This window comes from Rudaea sp. (assembly GCF_057139185.1).
Genome location: NZ_DBNHDN010000034.1, coordinates 91,269 through 111,001, shown reverse-complemented (window position 1 = coordinate 111,001; position 19,733 = coordinate 91,269). Strand labels below are relative to the sequence as shown.

General features: G+C 64.8%; 19 protein-coding genes and 1 pseudogene. 16 read left to right on the top strand and 4 right to left on the bottom strand.

Going from position 1 to position 19,733, the window contains the following annotated elements:
* Positions 1-94: 94 nt before the first annotated feature.
* A pseudogene (locus AC16HO_RS12140) lies at positions 95-382 on the bottom strand (transposase); the annotation flags it as partial.
* 126 nt (positions 383-508) lie between these two features.
* On the opposite strand from AC16HO_RS12140, the gene AC16HO_RS12135 reads away from it, so the two are divergent.
* The 9 genes from AC16HO_RS12135 to AC16HO_RS12095 all read left to right on the top strand — a co-directional run bounded on the left by AC16HO_RS12135 (position 509) and on the right by AC16HO_RS12095 (position 9,646).
* Entirely contained in the window at positions 509-784 is a 276-nt protein-coding gene (locus AC16HO_RS12135; RefSeq protein ID WP_395643146.1) for an antitoxin MazE-like protein, read from the top strand.
* Complete coding sequence (locus tag AC16HO_RS12130; protein ID WP_395643145.1) at positions 781-1,116, top strand: type II toxin-antitoxin system PemK/MazF family toxin; 336 nt, start codon at positions 781-783, stop codon at positions 1,114-1,116. The genes AC16HO_RS12135 and AC16HO_RS12130 overlap by 4 nt, the downstream gene beginning before the upstream one ends.
* A gap of 37 nt (positions 1,117-1,153) precedes the next feature.
* Entirely contained in the window at positions 1,154-2,668 is a 1,515-nt protein-coding gene (locus AC16HO_RS12125; RefSeq protein ID WP_395643144.1) for a tryptophan halogenase family protein, read from the top strand.
* 112 nt (positions 2,669-2,780) lie between these two features.
* Entirely contained in the window at positions 2,781-4,322 is a 1,542-nt protein-coding gene (locus tag AC16HO_RS12120; protein ID WP_395643143.1) for a glucoamylase family protein, read from the top strand.
* Between the two features lie 88 nt (positions 4,323-4,410).
* On the top strand, positions 4,411-5,652 hold the full coding sequence (locus AC16HO_RS12115; protein WP_484335442.1) for a sugar ABC transporter substrate-binding protein: 1,242 nt from the start codon (positions 4,411-4,413) through the stop codon (positions 5,650-5,652).
* Positions 5,649-6,530, top strand: a complete 882-nt coding sequence (locus tag AC16HO_RS12110; RefSeq protein WP_395643142.1) for a carbohydrate ABC transporter permease — start codon at positions 5,649-5,651, stop codon at positions 6,528-6,530. Before AC16HO_RS12115 ends, AC16HO_RS12110 begins: the two co-directional genes overlap by 4 nt.
* Positions 6,531-6,538: 8 nt before the next feature.
* Complete coding sequence (locus tag AC16HO_RS12105) at positions 6,539-7,348, top strand: carbohydrate ABC transporter permease (RefSeq protein WP_395643141.1); 810 nt, start codon at positions 6,539-6,541, stop codon at positions 7,346-7,348.
* A 34-nt stretch (positions 7,349-7,382) separates the two neighbouring features.
* Positions 7,383-8,516 (top strand): alpha/beta hydrolase-fold protein, encoded by a 1,134-nt coding sequence (locus AC16HO_RS12100; RefSeq protein ID WP_395643140.1) that lies wholly within the window; start codon positions 7,383-7,385, stop codon positions 8,514-8,516.
* On the top strand, positions 8,513-9,646 hold the full coding sequence (locus AC16HO_RS12095) for an alpha/beta hydrolase family protein (RefSeq protein ID WP_395643139.1): 1,134 nt from the start codon (positions 8,513-8,515) through the stop codon (positions 9,644-9,646). Before AC16HO_RS12100 ends, AC16HO_RS12095 begins: the two co-directional genes overlap by 4 nt.
* A gap of 10 nt (positions 9,647-9,656) precedes the next feature.
* On the opposite strand, the gene AC16HO_RS12090 is transcribed toward AC16HO_RS12095, so the two are convergent.
* A complete protein-coding gene (locus AC16HO_RS12090; protein WP_395643138.1) occupies positions 9,657-11,018 on the bottom strand; it encodes a GH1 family beta-glucosidase in 1,362 nt (453 codons plus the stop codon).
* Between the two features lie 410 nt (positions 11,019-11,428).
* Here AC16HO_RS12090 and AC16HO_RS12085 point away from each other — a divergent pair, with 410 nt between their 5' ends.
* The 6 genes from AC16HO_RS12085 to AC16HO_RS12060 all read left to right on the top strand — a co-directional run bounded on the left by AC16HO_RS12085 (position 11,429) and on the right by AC16HO_RS12060 (position 15,879).
* A complete protein-coding gene (locus AC16HO_RS12085; protein ID WP_395643137.1) occupies positions 11,429-12,064 on the top strand; it encodes a YjfI family protein in 636 nt (211 codons plus the stop codon).
* A gap of 15 nt (positions 12,065-12,079) precedes the next feature.
* Positions 12,080-12,850 (top strand): PspA/IM30 family protein, encoded by a 771-nt coding sequence (locus AC16HO_RS12080; protein WP_395643136.1) that lies wholly within the window; start codon positions 12,080-12,082, stop codon positions 12,848-12,850.
* A gap of 91 nt (positions 12,851-12,941) precedes the next feature.
* The gene (locus tag AC16HO_RS12075; RefSeq protein ID WP_484335441.1) at positions 12,942-13,562 is read left to right on the top strand and encodes a DUF2491 family protein; all 621 of its coding nucleotides are present in this window, start codon (positions 12,942-12,944) and stop codon (positions 13,560-13,562) included.
* A 12-nt stretch (positions 13,563-13,574) separates the two neighbouring features.
* Positions 13,575-13,988 (top strand): DUF350 domain-containing protein, encoded by a 414-nt coding sequence (locus tag AC16HO_RS12070; RefSeq protein ID WP_395643134.1) that lies wholly within the window; start codon positions 13,575-13,577, stop codon positions 13,986-13,988.
* 133 nt (positions 13,989-14,121) lie between these two features.
* Positions 14,122-14,715: a DUF1190 domain-containing protein gene (locus tag AC16HO_RS12065; protein WP_395643133.1), complete on the top strand. Its 594-nt coding sequence runs from the start codon at positions 14,122-14,124 to the stop codon at positions 14,713-14,715.
* Positions 14,716-14,718: 3 nt separating this feature from the next.
* Positions 14,719-15,879: a glutathionylspermidine synthase family protein gene (locus tag AC16HO_RS12060; protein WP_395643132.1), complete on the top strand. Its 1,161-nt coding sequence runs from the start codon at positions 14,719-14,721 to the stop codon at positions 15,877-15,879.
* A gap of 45 nt (positions 15,880-15,924) precedes the next feature.
* On the opposite strand, the gene AC16HO_RS12055 is transcribed toward AC16HO_RS12060, so the two are convergent.
* Positions 15,925-16,458, bottom strand: coding sequence for a hypothetical protein (locus tag AC16HO_RS12055; RefSeq protein ID WP_395643131.1), 534 nt, complete (start codon positions 16,456-16,458; stop codon positions 15,925-15,927).
* 425 nt (positions 16,459-16,883) lie between these two features.
* Between AC16HO_RS12055 and AC16HO_RS12050 the strand changes: the two genes are divergently transcribed.
* Positions 16,884-18,536 carry an intradiol ring-cleavage dioxygenase gene (locus AC16HO_RS12050; RefSeq protein WP_395643130.1) on the top strand — a complete coding sequence of 551 codons (1,653 nt, stop codon included), beginning with the start codon at positions 16,884-16,886 and terminating at the stop codon, positions 18,534-18,536.
* Here AC16HO_RS12050 and dinB read toward each other — a convergent pair.
* Positions 18,533-19,615, bottom strand: coding sequence for a DNA polymerase IV (gene dinB, locus AC16HO_RS12045; RefSeq protein WP_395643129.1), 1,083 nt, complete (start codon positions 19,613-19,615; stop codon positions 18,533-18,535). The two genes, AC16HO_RS12050 and dinB, sit on opposite strands and share 4 nt — an antisense overlap.
* Between the last annotated feature and the right edge of the window lie 118 nt (positions 19,616-19,733).

Here is a 19,733-nt window from a genome sequence, read left to right as displayed (position 1 = left end):
TTCAACGCGCGACGCAAAAAGGCCGCGCGCAGGGCGCACGCTACGCTTCGTTCACGCAAGCGGCGGTACACGATTTCCTGGTTAGCAACGACGCTCAGCCATGAAAGTTGTCGACTGCGCGCAATTTCGGCTCTGGCCAAGGCTTGCACAGCACCATGGCGCGCGCCAGTCGCGGCAGCAGCGCGGCGAGGTGAAATCGGCGGTTGAAGCGGTAGGCAGCTTCGGCCAGATAGCGCCGCGCGTACTTGGCGTGCCGGATGGCGTGGTAGCAGCCGCTGATGGCGTGCTTGGCGTTGCCCAGCACCACATTCACCCAGCGCGCGCCCTTGACCTCGGCGGCGGCGCATCCGCCAGCGGTTTCGAGCACCGTATGCGCATGATCCAGCTCGACGACACGCGACCGCCGGCTGAGCGTCGTCGCTGATCAGGTCTCGGGGAGCCGTTATTGAAATTGACATGACACACTACGCTACGTAGTATATTTCGTATTACGAAATTGGAATATGAAATGGCTCGCCCCACCGTACATGGCAACACCCTGACGCTGCGCCTGGATTCCGAGTTGAAGTCGGTGCTCGAGGAGGCGGCGAACGAATCTTCCCAGCCCGTGGGGGAGATCTTGCGGGGTTTGATCCGCGACTTCGCACGCGAGAAGCGCCGGCGTGAATTTCTGGCCGAAGCGCGGCGCCAGTCCCGTATCTTGGCCGGGGAGGCGAAGGCCAGGGAGGAAGTCGAAGCCATGCGTTGGATCGATGATGTAGCCGATCGCTCGGGTTGGAAATGAAACGGGGCGACATCGTCACCGTGGCCGCGTCCGGCGACTACGGCAAGCCGAGACCGGCCGTCATCGTGCAGGCCGACGCGTTCGACGCGATACCGTCCGTCACGGTGATGCCCTTGACCAGCGAGATACGCGACGACGTGCCCTTGCTGCGCATCTCGGTCAAGGCAGGCGAACGCACCGGCTTGCGCAAGGCTTCGCAAATCATGATCGACAAGACGCAAACTTTGTTGCGTGCGAAAGTCGGTCGCCGTATCGGCAATCTCGATGCTGCGACGCTGCGCGCACTTGATCGCGCACTCGCGGTTTTCTTCGGCGTGGGCGAGCCGGACTGACGACAGCGCTTTGAATCAAATCGGACACAGGGCAGCAATGACCGACCGGAACATCCAGAACATCGTCATCGTCGGCGGCGGCACCGCCGGCTGGATGGCCGCCGCGGCGTTTGCGAAAGTGTTCGGCAACGCCTATTCGATCCGCCTGATCGAGTCCGAGGAGATCGGCACGGTCGGCGTCGGCGAAGCGACGGTGCCGCATCTGAAGCTGTACAACCAGACGCTGGAGATCGACGAAACCGAATTCATCAAGCAGACCCAGGGCACGTTCAAGCTCGGCATCGAGTTCGTCGACTGGGCGCGCGTCGGTGACAAGTACATCCACGGTTTCGGCCAGATCGGCCACGACCACGGCCTGCTGCCGTTCCACCAGTACTGGCTCAAGGCGCACAAGCAGGGCAAGGCGAGCGGTCTGGACGACTATTCGCTCAACGCCGCGGCCTCGCTGAAGGGCAAGTTCATGACCTCGGCGCGCGACGTGAAAGAGCATTCGCCGCTGGCGAACATTGCCTACGCCTATCATTTCGACGCCGGCCTCTACGCCAAATACCTGCGCAACTACGCCGAGAAGCGCGGCGTGCGCCGCACCGAGGGCAAGGTCACCCAGGTGATCCAGCGGCCGCAGGACGGCTACATAGACGCGGTGGTGATGGAGAACGGCGAGCGCATCGACGGCGACCTGTTCCTGGATTGCTCGGGTTTCCGCGGCCTGCTGATCGAGCAGACGCTGAAGGCCGGCTACGAGGACTGGTCGCACTGGCTGCCGTGCAACAGCGCGGTCGCCGCGCCGTGCGAGAACGTCGGCCCGCCGACGCCGTTCGTGCGCTGCACCGCGCGCGAGGCGGGCTGGACCTGGCGCATTCCGCTGCAGCATCGCACCGGCAACGGCTACGTGTATTCGAACAAGTACATCAGCGACGACGAGGCCGCCTCGAATCTGCTCGGCTGGCTCGACGGCCGCGCGCTCGGCGATCCGCGCGTGTTGCGCTTCACGCCGGGGCAGCGCAAGAAGTGCTGGGACAAGAACGTGGTCGCGGTCGGCCTCGCCAGCGGATTTCTCGAACCGCTGGAATCGACCAGCATCTTCCTGATTCAGTCGGCGATCGCGCGCATCATCAACCTGTTTCCCGACCAGGGTTTCAGCGATGTGATCCGCGAGCGCTACAACGCACAGGCGGCGTTCGAGATCGAGCGCATCCGCGATTTCATCATCCTGCATTTCTGCGCGACCGAACGCGATGACACGCCGTTCTGGAACTATTGCCGGACGATGTCGCTGCCGAAGGAACTGAGCGACAACATCCGCCTGTTCCGCGATTCCGGCCGCTTCTATCGCAACGCCGAGGAAATGTTCGCGCAGCCGAGCTGGGTCGAGGTGATGGTCGGCCAGCGCATCCTGCCCGAGCGCTGGCATCCGATGGTCGACCAGATGCCGCAGGCGGAACTGGAGGAACTCGTCGGCGGGGTGAAGAAGGTGATCGCCAATTGCGTGGAAGTGATGCCGCCGCATCAGGCTTTCATCGATCGCTACTGCAAGGCGCCGCGGCCGTGAGACGGGAACGATTGCGCCGCCGTGATGTCACACCTGCGCCGCGATGCAGATTGCGAGGGCGCATGATGCGTTCGTCGCGCCGTTTCCTTCCTCTCCGATCGAGTAGCCTTTCGTGAGTTTGAGCAACCCGTTTCATCGTCTGCGTGTAAACGTTTTCAGCATCCTGCTGGTGGTCGCTGCGGGCGTGTCGGGCCCGCTGTTCGCGAAAGCGCCAGCGGCCGCGCCGGCCGTTGGCGGTGCGCCGGTCACCTCGTTCCAGTCGCTGCCGAAAGAGCAGCAGGCGATGCTCGACGAGGTGGAGAAGCGCACCTTCGACTTTTTCCTCGCCAGCGCGAATCCGGACAATGGCCAGGTGCCCGACCACTGGGCGCCGGGACACGGGAACGATCCCTCGTTTTTCTCCTCGATCGCCGCGGTCGGTTTCGGCCTGACCGCGTATGGCATCGGCGCCGAGCGCGGCTGGATCAAGCGTGACGAGGCGGTGAAGCGCACGCTGGCGACGCTGCGTTTCTTCGCCACCGCCAGGCAAAGCGAGGACAAGGATGCGAGCGGCGCTCATGGTTTCTTCTACCATTTCCTCGACATGCGCAGCGGCGAGCGCTTCGAACACGCGCCGTGGGTCGAGTTGTCGTCGGTGGATACGACCTGGCTGCTCTACGGAGTACTGTTCGCGCAGTCCTACTACGACAAGAACACGAAGGACGAAAAGGAAATCCGCCAGCTTGCGGACGACATCTTCCGTCGCGTCGACTGGAAATGGTTCAGCGATGGCAACCCGCTCGTGCAGGGCGGATGGACGCCCGAGAACGGCTTCGACTACAACTACTACCGCGGATTCAGCGAGGCGCTTGGTTTGTATATCCTCGCGCTCGGCTCGCCGACCTACGCGCTGAGCCCGGCGACGTGGAAGCGCTTCACCCAGCCTTTCGACAAGCTCTGGGGCGAATTCCAGGGGCAGACCTATCTCGCCGGCAGTCCCGCGTTCTGGCACCAGTACGCGCAATCGTGGATCGATTTCCGCGGCATCCAGGACGACTACATGCGCGGCAAGGGCATCGACTATTTCACCAACAGCCAGCGTGCCGCGCTCGCGCAGCGCGAGTACGCGATCCACAACCCGATGCAGTGGAAGGACTACGACGGCAACACCTGGGGACTGACCGCGAGCAACGGCCCGCGCGGGCACACCCCGCACGGCGAGCCCGATCGCTACAAGAACGACCCGAAGCCGTTCTACGGCTACACTGGTCTGCGCGGCGCGGGTTTGAGCCCGCAGGTCGATGACGGCACGATCGCGCCCACCGCCGCGGCCGCCTCGATCGCGTTCACGCCGCAGATCGTGGTGCCGGCAATCGCGGAAATGAAGCAGCGGTACGGCGACGACCTCTACACGCAATACGGTTTCGTCGACGCGTTCAATCCGAGCTTCACCTTCACCGATCGCCCGCTGCGCACCGGCCGTGTCGTGCCGGACAAGGGTTGGTTCGACACGTTCTACCTCGGCATCGACCAGGGTCCGATCCTGCTGATGATCGAGAACTACCGCAGCGGTCTCGTCTGGAAAACCATGCGCAAGAATCCGTATATTCGCGAAGGACTCAAGCGCGCGGGATTCCGCGGCGGCTGGCTCGGCGAGGCCGCAGAGAAAAAATAGGCGGGCGGCACGGCACGCGCCGAAGCCGTTTTTGGGAGGTGTCGTGGCGTCAGGCGGGGTGGCGGGGTTCTTGCGGATCGCGGCATGGGTGGCTGTGTTCGCCCTGTGCGCCTGCGCGCCTGCATCGCACGAGACGACGCTGAAGCTGTGGGCGTTCGGCCCCGAGGGTGAAGCCGTCGGCAAACTGCTGACCGAGTTCGAGCAGACGCATCCGGGTGTGCATGTCGTGGTGCAGAACCTGCCGCTGACCGCGATGCACGAGAAGCTGCTGACCGCGTTCGCGGGCGACGCGCTGCCGGACCTGTGCCAGCTCGGCAATACGTGGATTCCGGAGTTCGCCGTGCTCGGCGCGCTCGAGCCGTTGCAGGCGTATGTCGACCAGTCCGAGGTCGTGCGTCGCGAGGACTATTTCGCCGGCATCTGGGACACGAATGTCATCGACGGCGCGCTGTACGGCGTGTCGTGGTACGTCGACACGCGCCTGCTGTTCTACCGCAAGGACCTGCTTGCCGCAGCCGGCTTCGATCACGCGCCGCGCGACGGGGACGAATGGCGGCGCGCGATGGCCGCGATCAAACGCAACCAGGGCGCGGACAGGTACGCGATCTTCCTGCCGCTCAACGAGTTCGAGCCCCTTCTCAATCTCGCCATTCAGCAGAGTGATCCCCTGCTGCGCGATGGCGATACGCGAGGCAATTTCGAAAGCGCGGGATTTCGTCGCGCGCTCGATTTCTACGTCGAGGCGTTCCGCGAACACTGGGCTCCGTCGATGAGCAACACGCAGATCGCCAACGTCTGGGACGAATTCGGCAAGGGCTACTTCGCCTTCTACATCACCGGGCCGTGGAACATCGGCGAATTCAAGCGTCGGCTTCCGGCCGAGTTGCAGGGCAGCTGGAGCACGGCGCCGCTGCCGGGCGCGCACGGCCCGGGCGGCGGTGCGGCGGGAGGCGCGAGCCTGGCCATCTTCCGCACATCCCGGCACAAGCAACTCGCCTGGGAACTGACCGAGTTCCTGTCCGGAGTGAAACAGCAGCAGCGTTTCTACATGCTTACCGGCGACCTGCCCGCGCGGCGCAGTGCCTGGGATTTCGGTGCGATCCAGACCGACGAATACACACGCGCATTCCGTACCCAGCTCGAGCGGGTCAAGCCGACACCGAAGGTGCCGGAGTGGGAGCGTATCGCCAACGAGATGCAACTGGCGGCGGAGCGCGTGGTGCGCGGCGGCGAGTCCGCCGATACGGCGCTGCGCGCGCTGGACGCCAAGGTCGATGACGTGATTCTGGCCAAGCGTCGTGCGCTTCTCGCCGCGAGGGCGCGGCAATGAGTGGCGAGCGCGCCGCCTGGACCTTCGTCGCACCGGCGCTGTTCGTGCTCGGCGTTTTTCTCGCCCTGCCGGTAGCTGCGGCGCTGCTGCTGAGTTTCACCGACTTCGACATCTACGCGCTGGCGAACCTGGACAACCTGCGTTTCGTCGGCCTGGGCAACTACATCGAGGTACTGCGCACGCCGTTGTTCTGGAAATCGCTGCTCAACACGGTCTGGTTCGTCGCGCTCGCGCTGCCGCTGTCCCTCGCCGTCTCGCTCGGCGCGGCCCTGTTGCTCAATTCGCCGCTCGTGCGGTTCCGGGGTCTGCATCGCACGGCGCTGTTCGCGCCCGTGGTGACGACGGTCGTCGCGGTCGCGATCATCTGGCGCTACCTGTTCCATACGCGCTACGGTCTGATCAACTACGCGCTCGGCCATTTCGGCATCGGTCCGGTCGACTGGCTCGGCGATCCGCACTGGGCGATGCCCGCGCTGGTGCTGTTCGCGGTGTGGAAGAATTTCGGCTACAACATGATCATCCTGCTCGCCGGGCTGCAGGCTATTCCGCAGGACTTGTACGAGGCCGCGCGCATCGACGGCGCCTCGGCAGCGCGACGCTTCTGGCACATCACTTTGCCGTGCCTGCGGCCGGTGCTGCTGCTGGTCGCGGTCATCACCATCGCCGGCTACTTCCAGTTGTTCGCCGAACCCTACGTGATGACGCGCGGCGATCCGCTGCAATCCACGGTCAGCGTGCTCTATTTCATGTACGAGGAAGGCTTCAAGTGGTGGAATCTCGGCCGCGCCTGCGCGATCGCCTTCCTGCTGTTTGCGCTGATCCTCGTGATCACGCGCGTGCTGCTACGCCTCGCGCGCGCGCAGGACCACAACGCGTGAGTCCGCGCATGACGAAATGGAGCGTCAACGGCCTGCTCATCGCCGGCAGCATGCTCACTCTGTTGCCGCTGGCCTGGATGCTGTCGGCATCGTTCATGCAGCCTGGTGAGGCCAGCCATGTACCGCCGCCGCTGCTGCCGGCGCATGCGACGCTGGCCAACTACCGCGAATTGTTCCTGCGTGCCGGCATGGGTCGCTATCTGCTCAACAGTTTTCTGGTCGCCGGCGCGATCACGCTCGCCTCGCTCGCGTTCAACCTCAGCGCCGGCTACGCGTTCGCCAAGCTGCGCTTCAGCGGACGCGAGCGCCTGTTCCGCGCCGTGCTCGCCGCGCTGCTGGTGCCGCTGCAGGTTGCGATGATGCCCTTGTTCCTGCTGATGAAATGGCTGCATCTGGTGAACAGCTACGGCGGCGTGGTCGTGCCGGCGCTGGCGAGCGCGCTCGGCATCTATCTCGTGCGTCAGTACGCGCGCTCGATCCCCGACGAGCTGATCGAGGCGGCGCGCATCGACGGTGCCGGCGAGTGGACGATCTTCCTGCGCATCGTTCTGCCGCTGCTCAAGCCGATGATCGTCACGCTCGCGGTGCTCACGTTTCTCGCCAGCTGGAACGATTTCATGTGGCCGTTGATCGTGCTCAGCGACCAGGCGTGGCAGACCGCACCCGTCGCGCTTGCCGGCCTCTCGCGCGAGCACGTGCAGGACAACGAATTGATGATGGCAGGTTCGGTGGTTACGGTCCTGCCGGTGCTGCTGCTGTTTCTTTTGTTGCAGCGGCAGTATCTGCAGGGCCTGCTGCTCGGGAGTGTGAAGGGATGAAAATTCCCGGTTCGTCATGGTCGTGGAGGCGGGAATGACGAGGCTTTTGTTTTCGGTCGCGCTCATGCTCGGATCCGGCGCGTTCGCTGTTGCGTCACCGAAGGCGGATACCGAAATCGGCACGCTTGCCGGCGCGGCGTACCGCATCGACATTCCCGCCGACTGGAATCGTCGCGTGGTCGTGTTTTTCCACGGCACCTCGGAAACCCCGTTGAAGTACGCGCCGGACGAGTCGCTTGCGCCGATGTTCGGTCACATCCTGCAACGCAAGTACGCCGTGATCCAGTCGGGCTACTCGGCCGGCGGCTGGGCGCTGGAGGAAGCGGATAAGGACACCGAGCGCCTGCGCCAGCGCTTCGTCGCCGGCCACGGCAAGGCGGACCAGTTTCTGGTCATGGGTATGTCGATGGGCGGGACGCTCGCCGTCCTGACCATCGAGACGCGTCCGGACATATACGCCGGCGCGCTGTCGCTGTGCGGCGCGATCGAACCCAGCGATGCGATGTTCCAGCGCGACTTTGCGCTGGCCGCGGCTTTCGAATTCTATTTCCCCGGGCTGTTGCCGGCGCTGGTGCCGGTGCCGGCGGCGTATGTCGCCAACCCGAAGACGACGGCCAAGATCGCCGCAGCGCTGGCCACGAAGCCCGCGGCAATGCAGGCGTTGCTGCGCTGGTACGGCGCGGCGGATGCGACCTCGCTGCCCGACGTGATCGCCGATACGCTGACCGACTTCCGCGATCTGCAGCGGCGCGCCGGCGGCAATCCGCTCGGCAATGCCGACCTGATCTACGTCAACTCCGGCGACGATGCCGCACTCAATGCCGGCGTCCGCCGCTATCACGCCGACCCGAAAGCGGCAGCCTGGCTCGCGCGCTGGTACACGCCAAGCGGCAAGCTGACGCGGCCCCTGCTCGCCCTGCACGACATCGGCGATCCGCTCGTGCCGGCGGCCGGTGCGTTTGCCTATGCGTTGGCGGCGCAGCGGGCCGGCCATGCCGACCATTTCGTGCAGCAATCCGTCGACCGCGCCGGCCATTGCGTGTTCGAGCCGGACGAGGTCGCGCACGCATTCGACCAACTCGTCGATTGGGTCGATGCGGGCAGGCGGCCGGCATCGGGCATGGTGCCAAGGCAGAGCACCAATCCACACTCGGAGATCGCGCAATGAAAGCAAGATGGGTACCCGGCATTGCCACTTTTTTTGCGATGGTTGCTGTCGCGTTGCTGGGCGGTTGTGCCCAAGTCGCGCACAAGGCGCCGGCATTGCCGATCAGCGCGACCGGTACGCGCGACGGCGCGGCGTATCGCGTCGACATTCCCGCCCACTGGAACCACGAGCTGATCGTCTACTACCACGGCTATCGGCACGAGCCCGCCACGTACGACAAGAGCAAACCCATCTGGCCGGCGCTCGACGGGCTGCTTGCCAAAGGCTATGCGCTGATCCAGTCCGGCTATTCGCGCGGCGGCTGGGCAATCGAACAGGCCTATGCGGAGACGGAAGCCCTGCGTCGCGACTTCGTTGCGAGCTACGGCAAGCCCGCGCGCAGCTGGGTTCTGGGTGAGTCGATGGGTGGCGCGCTTGCCGCGCTGACCATCGAGACGCGGCCGGAAACCTACAGCGGCGCACTGGCGCTGTGCGGCGCGATCGAACCGTCCAACCGCATCCTCGACCAGGCCTTCGCGCTGCGCGCCGCGTTCGACTACTACTTCCCCGACCTGCTCGGCCCGCTCGTGCCGGTGCCGGATCCGTTGCCGGAGTATGCCGACATGAGCAAGCGCATCGCTGCCGCGCTTGCGGCCAGGCCCGCCGCGCGTGAGGCGCTGTTGCGGCTGTACGGCGTGGCGTCGGAGAAGAACTTTCCGGATATCGTCGCCTTCATTACTCAGATACTCGGCGAACTGCAACGCCGCACGCACGGCAATCCGTTCGGCAACGCCGATCTGATCTACACCCGTTCGGGCGACGACTTCGCGCTCAACGACGGGGTCAAACGCTACCGTGCCGATGCGCAGGCCGCCGCCTATGTCGCGCGCTGGTACACGCCGACCGGCAAGCTGTTGCGACCGTTGCTCGCGTTGCATGACACCGGCGATCCGCTCGTGCCCGCGGGTGATGCATTCGAATATGCGTTGACCGCGGAGCGCGCCGGCCATGGCGACAACTTCGTGCAGCAGTACATCAACCGCGAAGGACACTGCGTGTTCGAGCCCGACGAAATCACGCGCGCGTTCGGTGAACTCGCCGACTGGGTCGATGCGGGCAGGCGGCCTGTGTCGGGCAGGTTGCCTCGATAGCGGGCAAAAATCAGATCCGGTTCAACACGTCGCCGTTGGTCGCGATCACGTTCGCGTACAGCTTGCCGCTGGCCTTGATCGTGCGTTGCTGCGTGGCAAAGTCCACGTGCACGATGCCGAAGCGCTTGGAGAAACCCAGCGACCATTCGAGGTTGTCGAGCAGCGACCATGCCAGGTAGCCGCGCACGTCGCAGCCCTGCGCGATCGCGTTCGACACCGCGGCAAGATGTTTGCTGAAGTAACTCACGCGCAGCGGATCATCGATCACGCCGTTTTCGGCCCGCGGCGGATCGTAGAACGCGGCGCCGTTTTCGGTGACGTAGACCGGCGGGTTGCCGTAGCGCTGCCTGATCCAGGCGAGCGTGTCGGTGAGGCCTTGCGCGAACACTTCCCAGCCGGTCTCGGTGTAGGTCGCGTCCTGTTTCACCGGCGCGGCTCGCAGCGGGTAATTGTCGACATCGTGCCGTGTCACGTTGCGCGTGTAGTAGTTGACTCCGAGCCAGTCGATCGGCTGCTTGATCAATGCGAGATCTTCCGCCGGCCATGCCGGCCACGCTTCGCCGAAGATGTCCTGCAATTCGTCGGGATATGCGCCGAGAAAAACCGGGTCGAGATATTGCCGGTTCATGTAGGCATCGGCGCGCTTCATCGCGGCGAGATCTTCGGCACGTTGCGAAGCCGCATACTTCGGCTCGATGTTGACGACAATGCCGATGCGGTGTTTGCCGTTCGCGCGATAGGCCTGCACGGCCGTGCCGTGCGCGCGCAGAAGATGGTGGCTCGCGATCGGCGCCTCGTACGTGCTGCGGTGACCCGGCGCGAGCGTGCCGTGCAGATAGCCGCCGTCGGTGACGACCCAGGGTTCGTTCAAGGTCGCCCATTGCTGCACGCGGCCGTCGAGCTTGGCATACATGACGTTCGCGTAGTCGGCGAACCAGCCCGCGATGTCGGGATTGAGCCAGCCGCCGCGATCGTCGAGCGCCGCGGGCAGGTCCCAGTGGAACAGGGTCGGCAGCGGCACGATATCGTTGCGCAGCAATTCGTCGACGAGGCGGCTGTAGAAATCCAGTCCCTTCTCGTTGACCCGTCCGCGTCCCTCGGGCAGCACGCGTGCCCAGGCGATGCTGAAACGGTAGGCCTTGAGGCCCAGCCGTTTCATCAGCGCGACGTCGTCCTTCCAGCGTCGATAGTGGTCGCAGGCCACGTCACCCGTGTCGCCGTTCGCCATCATGCCCGGCGTGCGCGTGAAGCGCTGCCAGATGCTCGGCCCGGCGCCGTCGGCGAGCGGCGAGCCCTCGATCTGATAGGCGCTTGTGGCCGCGCCCCAGAGAAAGTCCGCGGGAAACTGCACGCGTTGCGATGTTCCGGACATTCCCTGCGTCTGCGCGGTGTGAAAACGATTACAGCGAGGATAGCGCAGGCGTCGGGTGATGTGTAGAAATCCGCGCCGCACGATCGTGGCGTTGTCATCGACGCAATCCAGAGCGCGCGTTTACGGCAGCGCACCGCGACCAGCATCGTCCGGCGCGCGTTTACGGCAGCGCACCGCGACCAGCATCGTCCGGCGCACGTTTGCGGCAGCGGGCGTGTGATCGGAACACCCCGAAGTCACACTACCCCACGAGGAATCAACCCGCGTCCACCATCCGGCGCAACGGCTCGCAGGCATCCAACCGGGGTTCGACCGAGAATTTCACTGGCAATGCCTGCGTCGGCAAGCGACTCGGCAACTGATTCGTTGACAAGGAACAATGTTACGTGTAACGTTACAAGTAACTAAATATGTCCGACCAACCCGTCAATAAACCGCGTTCCGCCGAGTCCCGGCGCCAGCAGGCCTTCCGTGAGCGCATGAAGGCCAAGGGCTTGGTCGCGCGCCAGGTCTACATCCGTGCCGAACACGTTCCCGTGCTGGCCCAGCTCGAATTGTCGCTGCGTGAAGCCACGCTTTCCCCGCCACTCGTAACCATCGAGGATTACGCCGCCATGACTCACCCGTGGACCACCCAGACCCTGTTCGACGCGCTCGAAACCCATGCCGTGCGCGAACGCCTGCCGCTGCGCATGCGCCTGGAAGCCGGCGCCGAGCCGACCATCGCGATCTCGCTGCCCGAGCATGGCGACCTCGATATCCACCTCGCCGCCTCGGGCCAGCAGTTGTTCGTGTCCACGCCGCTGTGCCTGGGCTCGCAGGTGCGCGATCGCAGCGCCTTCAACGACGCCTGCCTGCGCCTCAACCCGCTCAATCCGCTGTCGAACATCGGCCTGCAGTCGCTCGATGGCGAGGACGTCTACACCGTGTTCGGCGAACTCTCGACGCGCTCGCCGATCGCGAACATCGTCGAGGAAGTCGTGACCCTGGCCGACAATACGCTGCAGGCCGCGCACGCTCTGCAGAATTTCATCCACCGCGCCTGATCGAGGGAGAATCCGATGAGCATTCTGGAAAAAATCCTCACCCTGTTCCGTGGCGCGGCGACCGAGGCCGGCCAGTCCATCGTCGACAAGAACGCCGTGCGCATCCTCGATCAGGAGATCCGCGATGCGCAGAACGAATCCGTACGCGCCAGGGACGAACTCGCGCGCCTGATGGCGCAGCAGAGGCTCGCCGGCGACAAGTTGCAGGCCAGGCAGGACAAGAAGGCCGAGTACGAAGGCCATATCGCGAAGCTGCTCGCGGCGAACGACCAGAACCTCGCGCGCGAAGTCGCGGCCAAGGTGGCGCAGCTCGAAAGCGAGCTCGCCGCCGAGCAGAAGGACTGCGACAACCTCGCCGGCGCGGTTGCGAAGATGCACGACGCGATCAAGTCTGCCGATCGCCGCATCACCGGCTTGCAGCAGCAGGTCGACCAGGTCAAGGTCAACGAGAGCGTGTTGCGTTCGCAGTCGGCGATCGCCGCGCGCCACAGCGGGCAGAACGCCAAGTTGCGCACCGCGCTCGATTCGCTCGAACGCCTCAAGGCGCAGCAGGCCGAGCGCGGGGCGCAGATCGAGGCTGCCGATGCGCTGGCCAAGAACGATGGCGACGGCGATCTCGAAGCGCGTCTTGCGAAGGCTGGTCTCGTCGCCGGCAGCGTCAGTGCCGATGATGTGCTCGCGCGCTACCAGAAAGTCGCCGCGATGGTTGAGCCGCCGGCGCAGCTTGGCGCGCCCGGGGAGAGTCCGGCGCAGACGGTGCCTGCGGAAAAGGTAAAAGCAAACTGAGCTCGGGCAGTAAATGCAAAGTCGTCAATCCCGCCAGAAACGCGCGGGAATGACAGCAGAAGTGCAGCGATCCAGCACGGGGACGTTCGCGATGGAATGGTTCGGCAAAAAAACAGACGACGCATCCGCGCCGAAACTGCCTTACGGCGCGCGCCTGCGCGGCGCGGTGACGTTCGATGATCTCACCGGCAAGCTTGGCGCGAGTGCGTTCAACTTCGACTGGCCGGAGAGTCCGCAGACGATCGAGGCGATCGGCGACATCGATCTCGGCGCGGGCAATCGCCTCTATCGCCTGTACCTGACCGACGATGCGTTCCTGCAGATCGCGACGGTCAACGGCGAACCGGGCGACATCAACCTGTTCGTCTATGCCGAGTCGATCAATCCGGCGAGCAAGGATGCGTTTGAGCGCTGGTGTACGGCGGGGCGCCTGCCCGAGTACACGCTCGGCGATTGCGCGTACCGCCGCGTCTGGGGCGAGGGCGCGGGCATGGCGCCGCCGGTGCCGCTTGAGGAAAGCGTCTACAAGCAAAACCCGACCACGGCTGATTGCACTCTGACCCTGTACTCGATGCTCTATTCGCGCGAGCTGCCGGACATGGATCGCAACGAGCTGCTGCTCGTCGCTGGCGAGGACTCCGGTCCTGCGGACTTCGTCATCAGCCAGGCTGTCGGCATCCCATTGTCCACGGCCGAATTCGACATCACCTGAAGGAGCTGCGCCATGCCGACCGAGCTTGCCCATTCGCTGAGCACCTTGCCCGCGTTCCTCGCCTACTTCGGCCTCGCGATCGGCCTGACCGCGGCGTTCGTCGTGATCTATTTGTGGGTAACGCCGCACGACGAGATGCACCTGATCCGCGAGAACAAGGAGGCCGCTTCGATCTCCTTCGCCGGCGCCTTGCTCGGCTTCATCATTCCGGTCGCGACCGCGACCGCGCAGTCGGTGAGCTGGTTCGACTGCCTGATATGGGGCCTCGTCGCGCTGGTCGTGCAGGTATTGGTCTTCGTCGCCGTGCGCCTGTTTCTGCCGCACATCTCCGAGGAAATCAGCAACGACGAGCGCGCGCCGGCAATCTTCCTCGCCGGCATCTCGCTCGGCGTCGGCATCCTCAATGCCGCTTCGATGACGTATTGAAAAGCAAAGATCCGCCACGGAGTCGCGGGGGGCGCGGACAAAAGCAAATGAGCGATCTTCCTTCTGGCTCCTCTTCGTGTCCTCCGTGTTTTCGTGGTGAATCTTGTGATCTTCTTCTCGCCCGGATAAAGCAATGAAACGTTCCCGTGCCCTGACCCTAGTGCTGATGGCGCCCGCGCCGCTGCTGCTTGCCGGCTGCGACAACGCGCCGGAAGAGACGCTGCGCAAGGGTTTCTACACCGACGTTGCCGCCTGCGAGAAGGACGGCAACGCCGCCGACGTCTGCCAGCGCGCGTTCGACGATGCGACGAAAGCGAACGAGGCGAATTCGCCGAAGTTCAAGACCAGGGACGAATGCATCGCCCAATTCGGCGACCTGTGCCGCGAGCGTGTCGTGCACGATGGCGCGAACCAGTCGAGCCTGTGGACGCCGTTGATGGCGGGTTTCCTGATTTCGCAGCTGACGTCGCCGCGCTATCCGTCGGGCTACTACGACTCGGCGCCGATCTATCGTTTCCGCAGCGGGCAATACGCGCAGTACGGCGACGACCGCAGCCGCGGCTTCGGCAGCGGCACCTCGGGCGGCAGCTCGACGGCGCGTTCGTACCATCCGGTCGACATCGCACCGAATCGCGCCGTCACCGTGTCGCGCTCGGGTTTCGGCTCGGTGGCCGCCGCGCGTAGCGGTTGGGGCGGTTCGTCGCGCGGCTCGTCGTCCGGCGGTTGAGCCGTGCGCCGCATCGAGATCGCCGAGCGGCCAGATTGGCGCACAAGCGCGGATTCGCTCGGATTCCGCTTTCACACCATCGAAGGCGAAACCTACTGGGATGAAAGCGCGTACTACTGCTTCTCCCTCGAGGAAATCGAGCGCGATATCGAAGCGCCGAGCGGCGACCTGCACGAGATGGCGATGGATCTCGTCGCCGATTGCGTGCGCGACGAGTCGCTGCTGAAACGGCTCGCGATACCGGAAGCCTATTGGGACTGGATCGCCGAGTCGTGGCGCACTGCCGCGCCGCACGTCTACGGCCGCATGGATCTCGCCTACGACGGCCACGGCCCGGCGAAGCTTTACGAGTTCAACTACGACACGCCGACGTCGCTCTACGAAGCGGCGTTCTTCCAGTGGCACTGGCTCGAAGAGCAGAAGCGGCGTGGTGCGCTGCCCGCGCAGGCCGACCAGTACAACCTGATCCAGGAAAACCTGATCGAGGCCTTCGGCGCGATTGCGAAACGCCTGCCGCGGCCGTTCCATTTTTCCGCCGCGCGCGAATCGGTCGAGGATCAGGCCACGATCACTTACCTGCGCGATTGCGCCGAGCAGGCCGGCGTCGCGACGAAGGCGATCGCGGTCGCGGACATCGGCCTGGCCAGGAACGGTCGCTTCACCGATCTCGACGACAGCGTGATCGGCACGCTGTTCAAGCTCTATCCGCTCGAATTCATGTTCGCCGAAGAATTCGGCAGCGCGTTGCCGAAATCGGGCATCCACCTGATCGAACCGCCGTGGAAGGCGATCCTGTCGAACAAGGGCGTGCTGCCGCTGCTCTGGCAGCGCCACGAGAATCATCCGAACCTGCTGCCCGCATTCTTCGAAGACGACACGCGCATCGCGCTGCCCGCCGGCTGGGTGCGCAAACCGTTCTTCTCGCGCGAAGGCGCGAACATCGAAATGCATCTCGCCGACGATTCGACGACGGCGAGCGAAGGCCCGTACGAAGATGCGCCGACGATCCGCCAGGCCGTGCATCCGCTGCCGCACTTCGGCGGCGGCTACCCGCTGGTCGGCAGCTGGGTGGTCGGCGACCGTCCTTCCGGCATCGGCATCCGCGAAGACGCCACGCTGATCACGCGCGACACTGCGCGTTTCGTGCCGCACATCATCGCGTGAGGCGGAGCAGGCCGTGACCTGCTCCGGATTTTCCGAAACGACGATTCAGCGGCCGCCCGGGCCGCCGCCCGGGCCGCCGCCGGGGCCACCGCAATGCGGCATCGCGCCGGCATTGGCGAGCGCCAGATGATCGGCTTCGAGTTGCGCCTCGGCGGTCTGCACCGCGGCGGCATCGGTCGCGATCTTGGTCTGGTCGGCGGCGGCGTTGCCGTTGGCGGCGGCGACATCGGCCTTCAACTGGGTGAAATCGCTTTCGAGCTGGGCATGCGCGGCCTTCAGCGCGGTTTCGTCCGTGGACAGGTACGATTGCACCGCCGTATGCAGGGTCTGTTGTGCGGTCTGCAACACGGTGCGGTCGGTGTCGAGTGTCGCCTGCGCGGCGGTGGCGCTGGTGGAATCGCCGAGCGCGACCTGGATGCGGTATTGCAGTTCGTCCGAACGGACCTGCATGCACGCGGTTTCGACCGCGGCGGCCGCAGCGGTGACATTGGTGGGCACGGCCGCGGCGGTCTGTGCGGCGGCGGGGCCGACTGAAATGATCGAGAGTGCGAAGGGCAGGGAGAGCAGTCTGGTTTTCATGATGTGACCTCGGAATGAAGGGGAGGCCGTCGCGCCGATGCCCGGGCATGCCCGATCTCGGGACCACGGACGCCGATACGAGCTTGCCGGCAGATCCGTCGATCGGGCGCCTCGAAAACCGCTTCGGCGCGACGGGTACCCTGTGTCCGGGTACGCGGTCGCAGGGCAACGGCAGCCTAGCGGGCACGGCGCCGCAATGCCGTTAGAAATGACTGAATCCATGAAGAATCCACAAAGGCGCGCAATGCGTAGACACTGTGGACGCGGCGCTGCGTCGGCCTTGTCCGCGATCGCGTTAGTGAATCGTGAATACTGAAAATATCCACATTTATACATTGTCAGCGGAGGAATAATCGGCGCGGAACTCCAAACGTTTCATGGTTCCAAACGCGCCCAATAACAAGCAAGCAAGAAGGAATCCACTCATGCCGACCCACATCGATCCCGCACCCGCGCCGAGCATTTTCCCGCTGCCGGCGAAACCCGCCGAGCCATCGGCTGCAATTCTCCGCGACCCGGGCATGCGTCCCGCACGACGGCGCATGCTCGGCGCCTTCGGCGCGCTGTCCGCGCTGCCGATGCTCGGCGAAGTCGCTTCGCGTGCATCGGGTCCGCTCGCACAGGCAGCCACGACCGCGAGCGCCGCGCCGAACATCGACCAGCAGGGTTTGAGCGGCGCCTGGTACGACCGCGCCACGAGCGGACAGGGCATGCTGATCGAAGTGATTCCCGGCCAGTCGTACCTGTTTGGCGCCTGGTTCACCTACGACACCACGGCGGGCGACGTCACCACGCAGCGCTGGTACACCTTTGGCGGCACGATCAGCGATGGCGCGAGCAGCGCGACGCTGACGATCTGGCAATCCAGCGGCGGCAACTTCAACGCGACGCCGAAACCGTATGCGATCGAAGTCGGCAGCGCGACGCTGAGCTTCGATTCGTGCACCTCGGGCAGTTTCACCTTCACGCTGAACGACGGCCGCAGTGGCACGGTTCCGCTCGTGCGCCTGCTCGGCAACGCGGCCTGCACGTCGGCCGACACGACGACGACCGCGAGCGCCGCCGACTTCGCTCTTTCCGGCGCGTGGTACAACGTCGACACCAGCGGTCAGGGCTTGGTCATCGAAGTGAATTCGGCGTATCCGTATGTATTCGCGGCCTGGTTCACCTACGCCGAGAACGGCGAGAGCAGCGGCGCGTCGGGATTGCGCTGGATGACCGCGCAAAGCACGGGCTACGTGGCCGGCGACCACACGATCCGGTTGACGCTCTACGTTGGCACCAACGGTACGTTCAATTCGGCGGCAACGAAGATCAACGTGACCGAAGTCGGCACCGCGACTCTCACCTATTCGAGTTGCGGCTCGGCCGTGTTCAGCTACAACTTCAGCGCAGGCGAATTCGCCGGCAAGTCGGGCGACATCCTGCGCACGCGTACCGGCGCGACGCCGGCCGCCTGCGTGTTCGGCAGCAGCTGCGCGCTGATCCCGAGCGAAACCGACGGGCCGTATCCGCTGTATTCGATCCTGTCGAATTCGGCGATCCAGCGCCGCGACATCACCGAAAGCAAAACCGGCGTGCCGCTGCGTGTGGTGCTGCGCCTGATCAACGTCAACAACAGCTGCGCGCCGATCTCCAACGCGGCGATCTACATCTGGCATTGCGACAAGGACGGCGTCTACTCGGGCTACACGAACCAGACCGGCGGCGTCAGCACGGTCGGTGATACTTTCCTGCGCGGCATCCAGGTCACCGACACGAGCGGGCAGGCGGTGTTCGAGACGATCTATCCGGGCTGGTACACGGGACGTATCACCCACATCCACATCCAGGCCTACCTCAACGACGTGCTGACCCAGGGCACGGCGGTGATCACGACGCAGATGGCGTTTCCGCAGGACGTGACCAAGGTGGTATACAATTCCACTTTGTACGCCGCGCACGGGCAGAACACCTCGGTGACGAGTTTTGCCCAGGACAACGTGTTCAGCGACGGCACGACCTATGAGATGGCGACGATCGCCGGCGACGTCGCCAGTGGCTACGTCGCGACATTGACCCTGGGCATAGCAGCCTAGCGTTCGCCGGCGGGGCTGTCCTCGAACAGTTCCGCCTGCGGCGGCAGTTCGTGCTCGTCGCGGAAATTGGCGAGGCCGACGCCGACCAGGCGGTAGCGCGTGCGCGGCGGCAGGTCGACGCGTTCGCGCAGGCCCAAGGCAAGCGCGACGAAACCCTCTTCGGTCTGCGGCGGCATGGGCGGCGTGTGGCTGCGCGTGAGGACGTGGAAGTCGGCGGTCTTGAGCTTGAGCACGACGGTGCGGCCGACGCGTTCGGTCTTGCGCGTTGCCGCCCAAGTTTTCACGCCCAGTTCGCGGATCATCGGCTCGATTTCGCTCAGCAGCACGTCGTGCGCGAACGTATCCTCGGACGAAATCGATTGCACGCTCTGGTCGGGATTCACGCGGCGCTCGTCGATACCGAGGCTCAGTTCGCGCAGGCGCAGACCGTAGCGGCCGAAGCGGCGTTCGAGTTCGCGCAAGTCGAACGCGCGCAGATCGGCGCAGGTGTGCACGCCGAGCGCTTCGAGCTTGGCGTTCATCACCTTGCCGACGCCGGGAATCTTCGCCACGTCCAACGGCGCGAGAAACGCGTCGGCCTGTTCCGGCTTGATCACGAACAGGCCATTCGGCTTGCGCCAGTCCGAGGCGATCTTGGCGAGAAATTTGTTCGACGCAACGCCGGCCGAGGCGGTGAGTTGCGTCACCTCGAAGATTTCCGCACGGATCGCCTTGGCGATCGCGGTGGCGGAAGAGAAATCCGTCTTCGGCGCGGTCACGTCGAGATAGGCCTCGTCGAGCGACAGCGGCTCGACCAGATCGGTGTGCTTGAAAAAAATCTCGCGCACCTGCTTCGACACGGCGCGGTAGCGAGCGAAGTCTGGCGGCACGAAGATCGCCTGCGGGCACAGCCGCGCCGCGCGCAACGCCGGCATCGCCGAGCGCACGCCGAACTTGCGCGCCTCGTACGAGGCCGCGCAGACCACCGAACGCGCGCCGCGCCAGGCGACGACGACCGGTTTGTCGCGCAGACTGGCGTCGTCGCGCTGCTCGACGCTGGCGTAGAACGCGTCCATGTCGATGTGCACGATCTTTCTCACATGCGGATTGTGCATTGATTGAACGCAGACGTGGTGCGGGCGAGCAGACACCACGGATCGGCGATTTCCTACATGAAGTGACGCCGCTTGCGGATGGTGCCGGGACCGCTGCCGCTGG

Bases quoted from the DNA above. Each gene is read 5' to 3' on its own strand.
- AC16HO_RS12135 (WP_395643146.1), top strand. From the start codon at position 509: ATGGCTCGCCCCACCGTACATGGCAACACCCTGACGCTGCGCCTGGAT.
- AC16HO_RS12130 (WP_395643145.1), top strand. From the start codon at position 781: ATGAAACGGGGCGACATCGTCACCGTGGCCGCGTCCGGCGACTACGGC.
- AC16HO_RS12125 (WP_395643144.1), top strand. From the start codon at position 1,154: ATGACCGACCGGAACATCCAGAACATCGTCATCGTCGGCGGCGGCACC.
- AC16HO_RS12110 (WP_395643142.1), top strand. From the start codon at position 5,649: ATGAGTGGCGAGCGCGCCGCCTGGACCTTCGTCGCACCGGCGCTGTTC.
- AC16HO_RS12105 (WP_395643141.1), top strand. From the start codon at position 6,539: ATGACGAAATGGAGCGTCAACGGCCTGCTCATCGCCGGCAGCATGCTC.
- AC16HO_RS12100 (WP_395643140.1), top strand. From the start codon at position 7,383: ATGACGAGGCTTTTGTTTTCGGTCGCGCTCATGCTCGGATCCGGCGCG.
- AC16HO_RS12095 (WP_395643139.1), top strand. From the start codon at position 8,513: ATGAAAGCAAGATGGGTACCCGGCATTGCCACTTTTTTTGCGATGGTT.
- AC16HO_RS12090 (WP_395643138.1), bottom strand. From the start codon at position 11,018: ATGTCCGGAACATCGCAACGCGTGCAGTTTCCCGCGGACTTTCTCTGG.
- AC16HO_RS12085 (WP_395643137.1), top strand. From the start codon at position 11,429: ATGTCCGACCAACCCGTCAATAAACCGCGTTCCGCCGAGTCCCGGCGC.
- AC16HO_RS12080 (WP_395643136.1), top strand. From the start codon at position 12,080: ATGAGCATTCTGGAAAAAATCCTCACCCTGTTCCGTGGCGCGGCGACC.
- AC16HO_RS12075 (WP_484335441.1), top strand. From the start codon at position 12,942: ATGGAATGGTTCGGCAAAAAAACAGACGACGCATCCGCGCCGAAACTG.
- AC16HO_RS12070 (WP_395643134.1), top strand. From the start codon at position 13,575: ATGCCGACCGAGCTTGCCCATTCGCTGAGCACCTTGCCCGCGTTCCTC.
- AC16HO_RS12065 (WP_395643133.1), top strand. From the start codon at position 14,122: ATGAAACGTTCCCGTGCCCTGACCCTAGTGCTGATGGCGCCCGCGCCG.
- AC16HO_RS12055 (WP_395643131.1), bottom strand. From the start codon at position 16,458: ATGAAAACCAGACTGCTCTCCCTGCCCTTCGCACTCTCGATCATTTCA.
- AC16HO_RS12050 (WP_395643130.1), top strand. From the start codon at position 16,884: ATGCCGACCCACATCGATCCCGCACCCGCGCCGAGCATTTTCCCGCTG.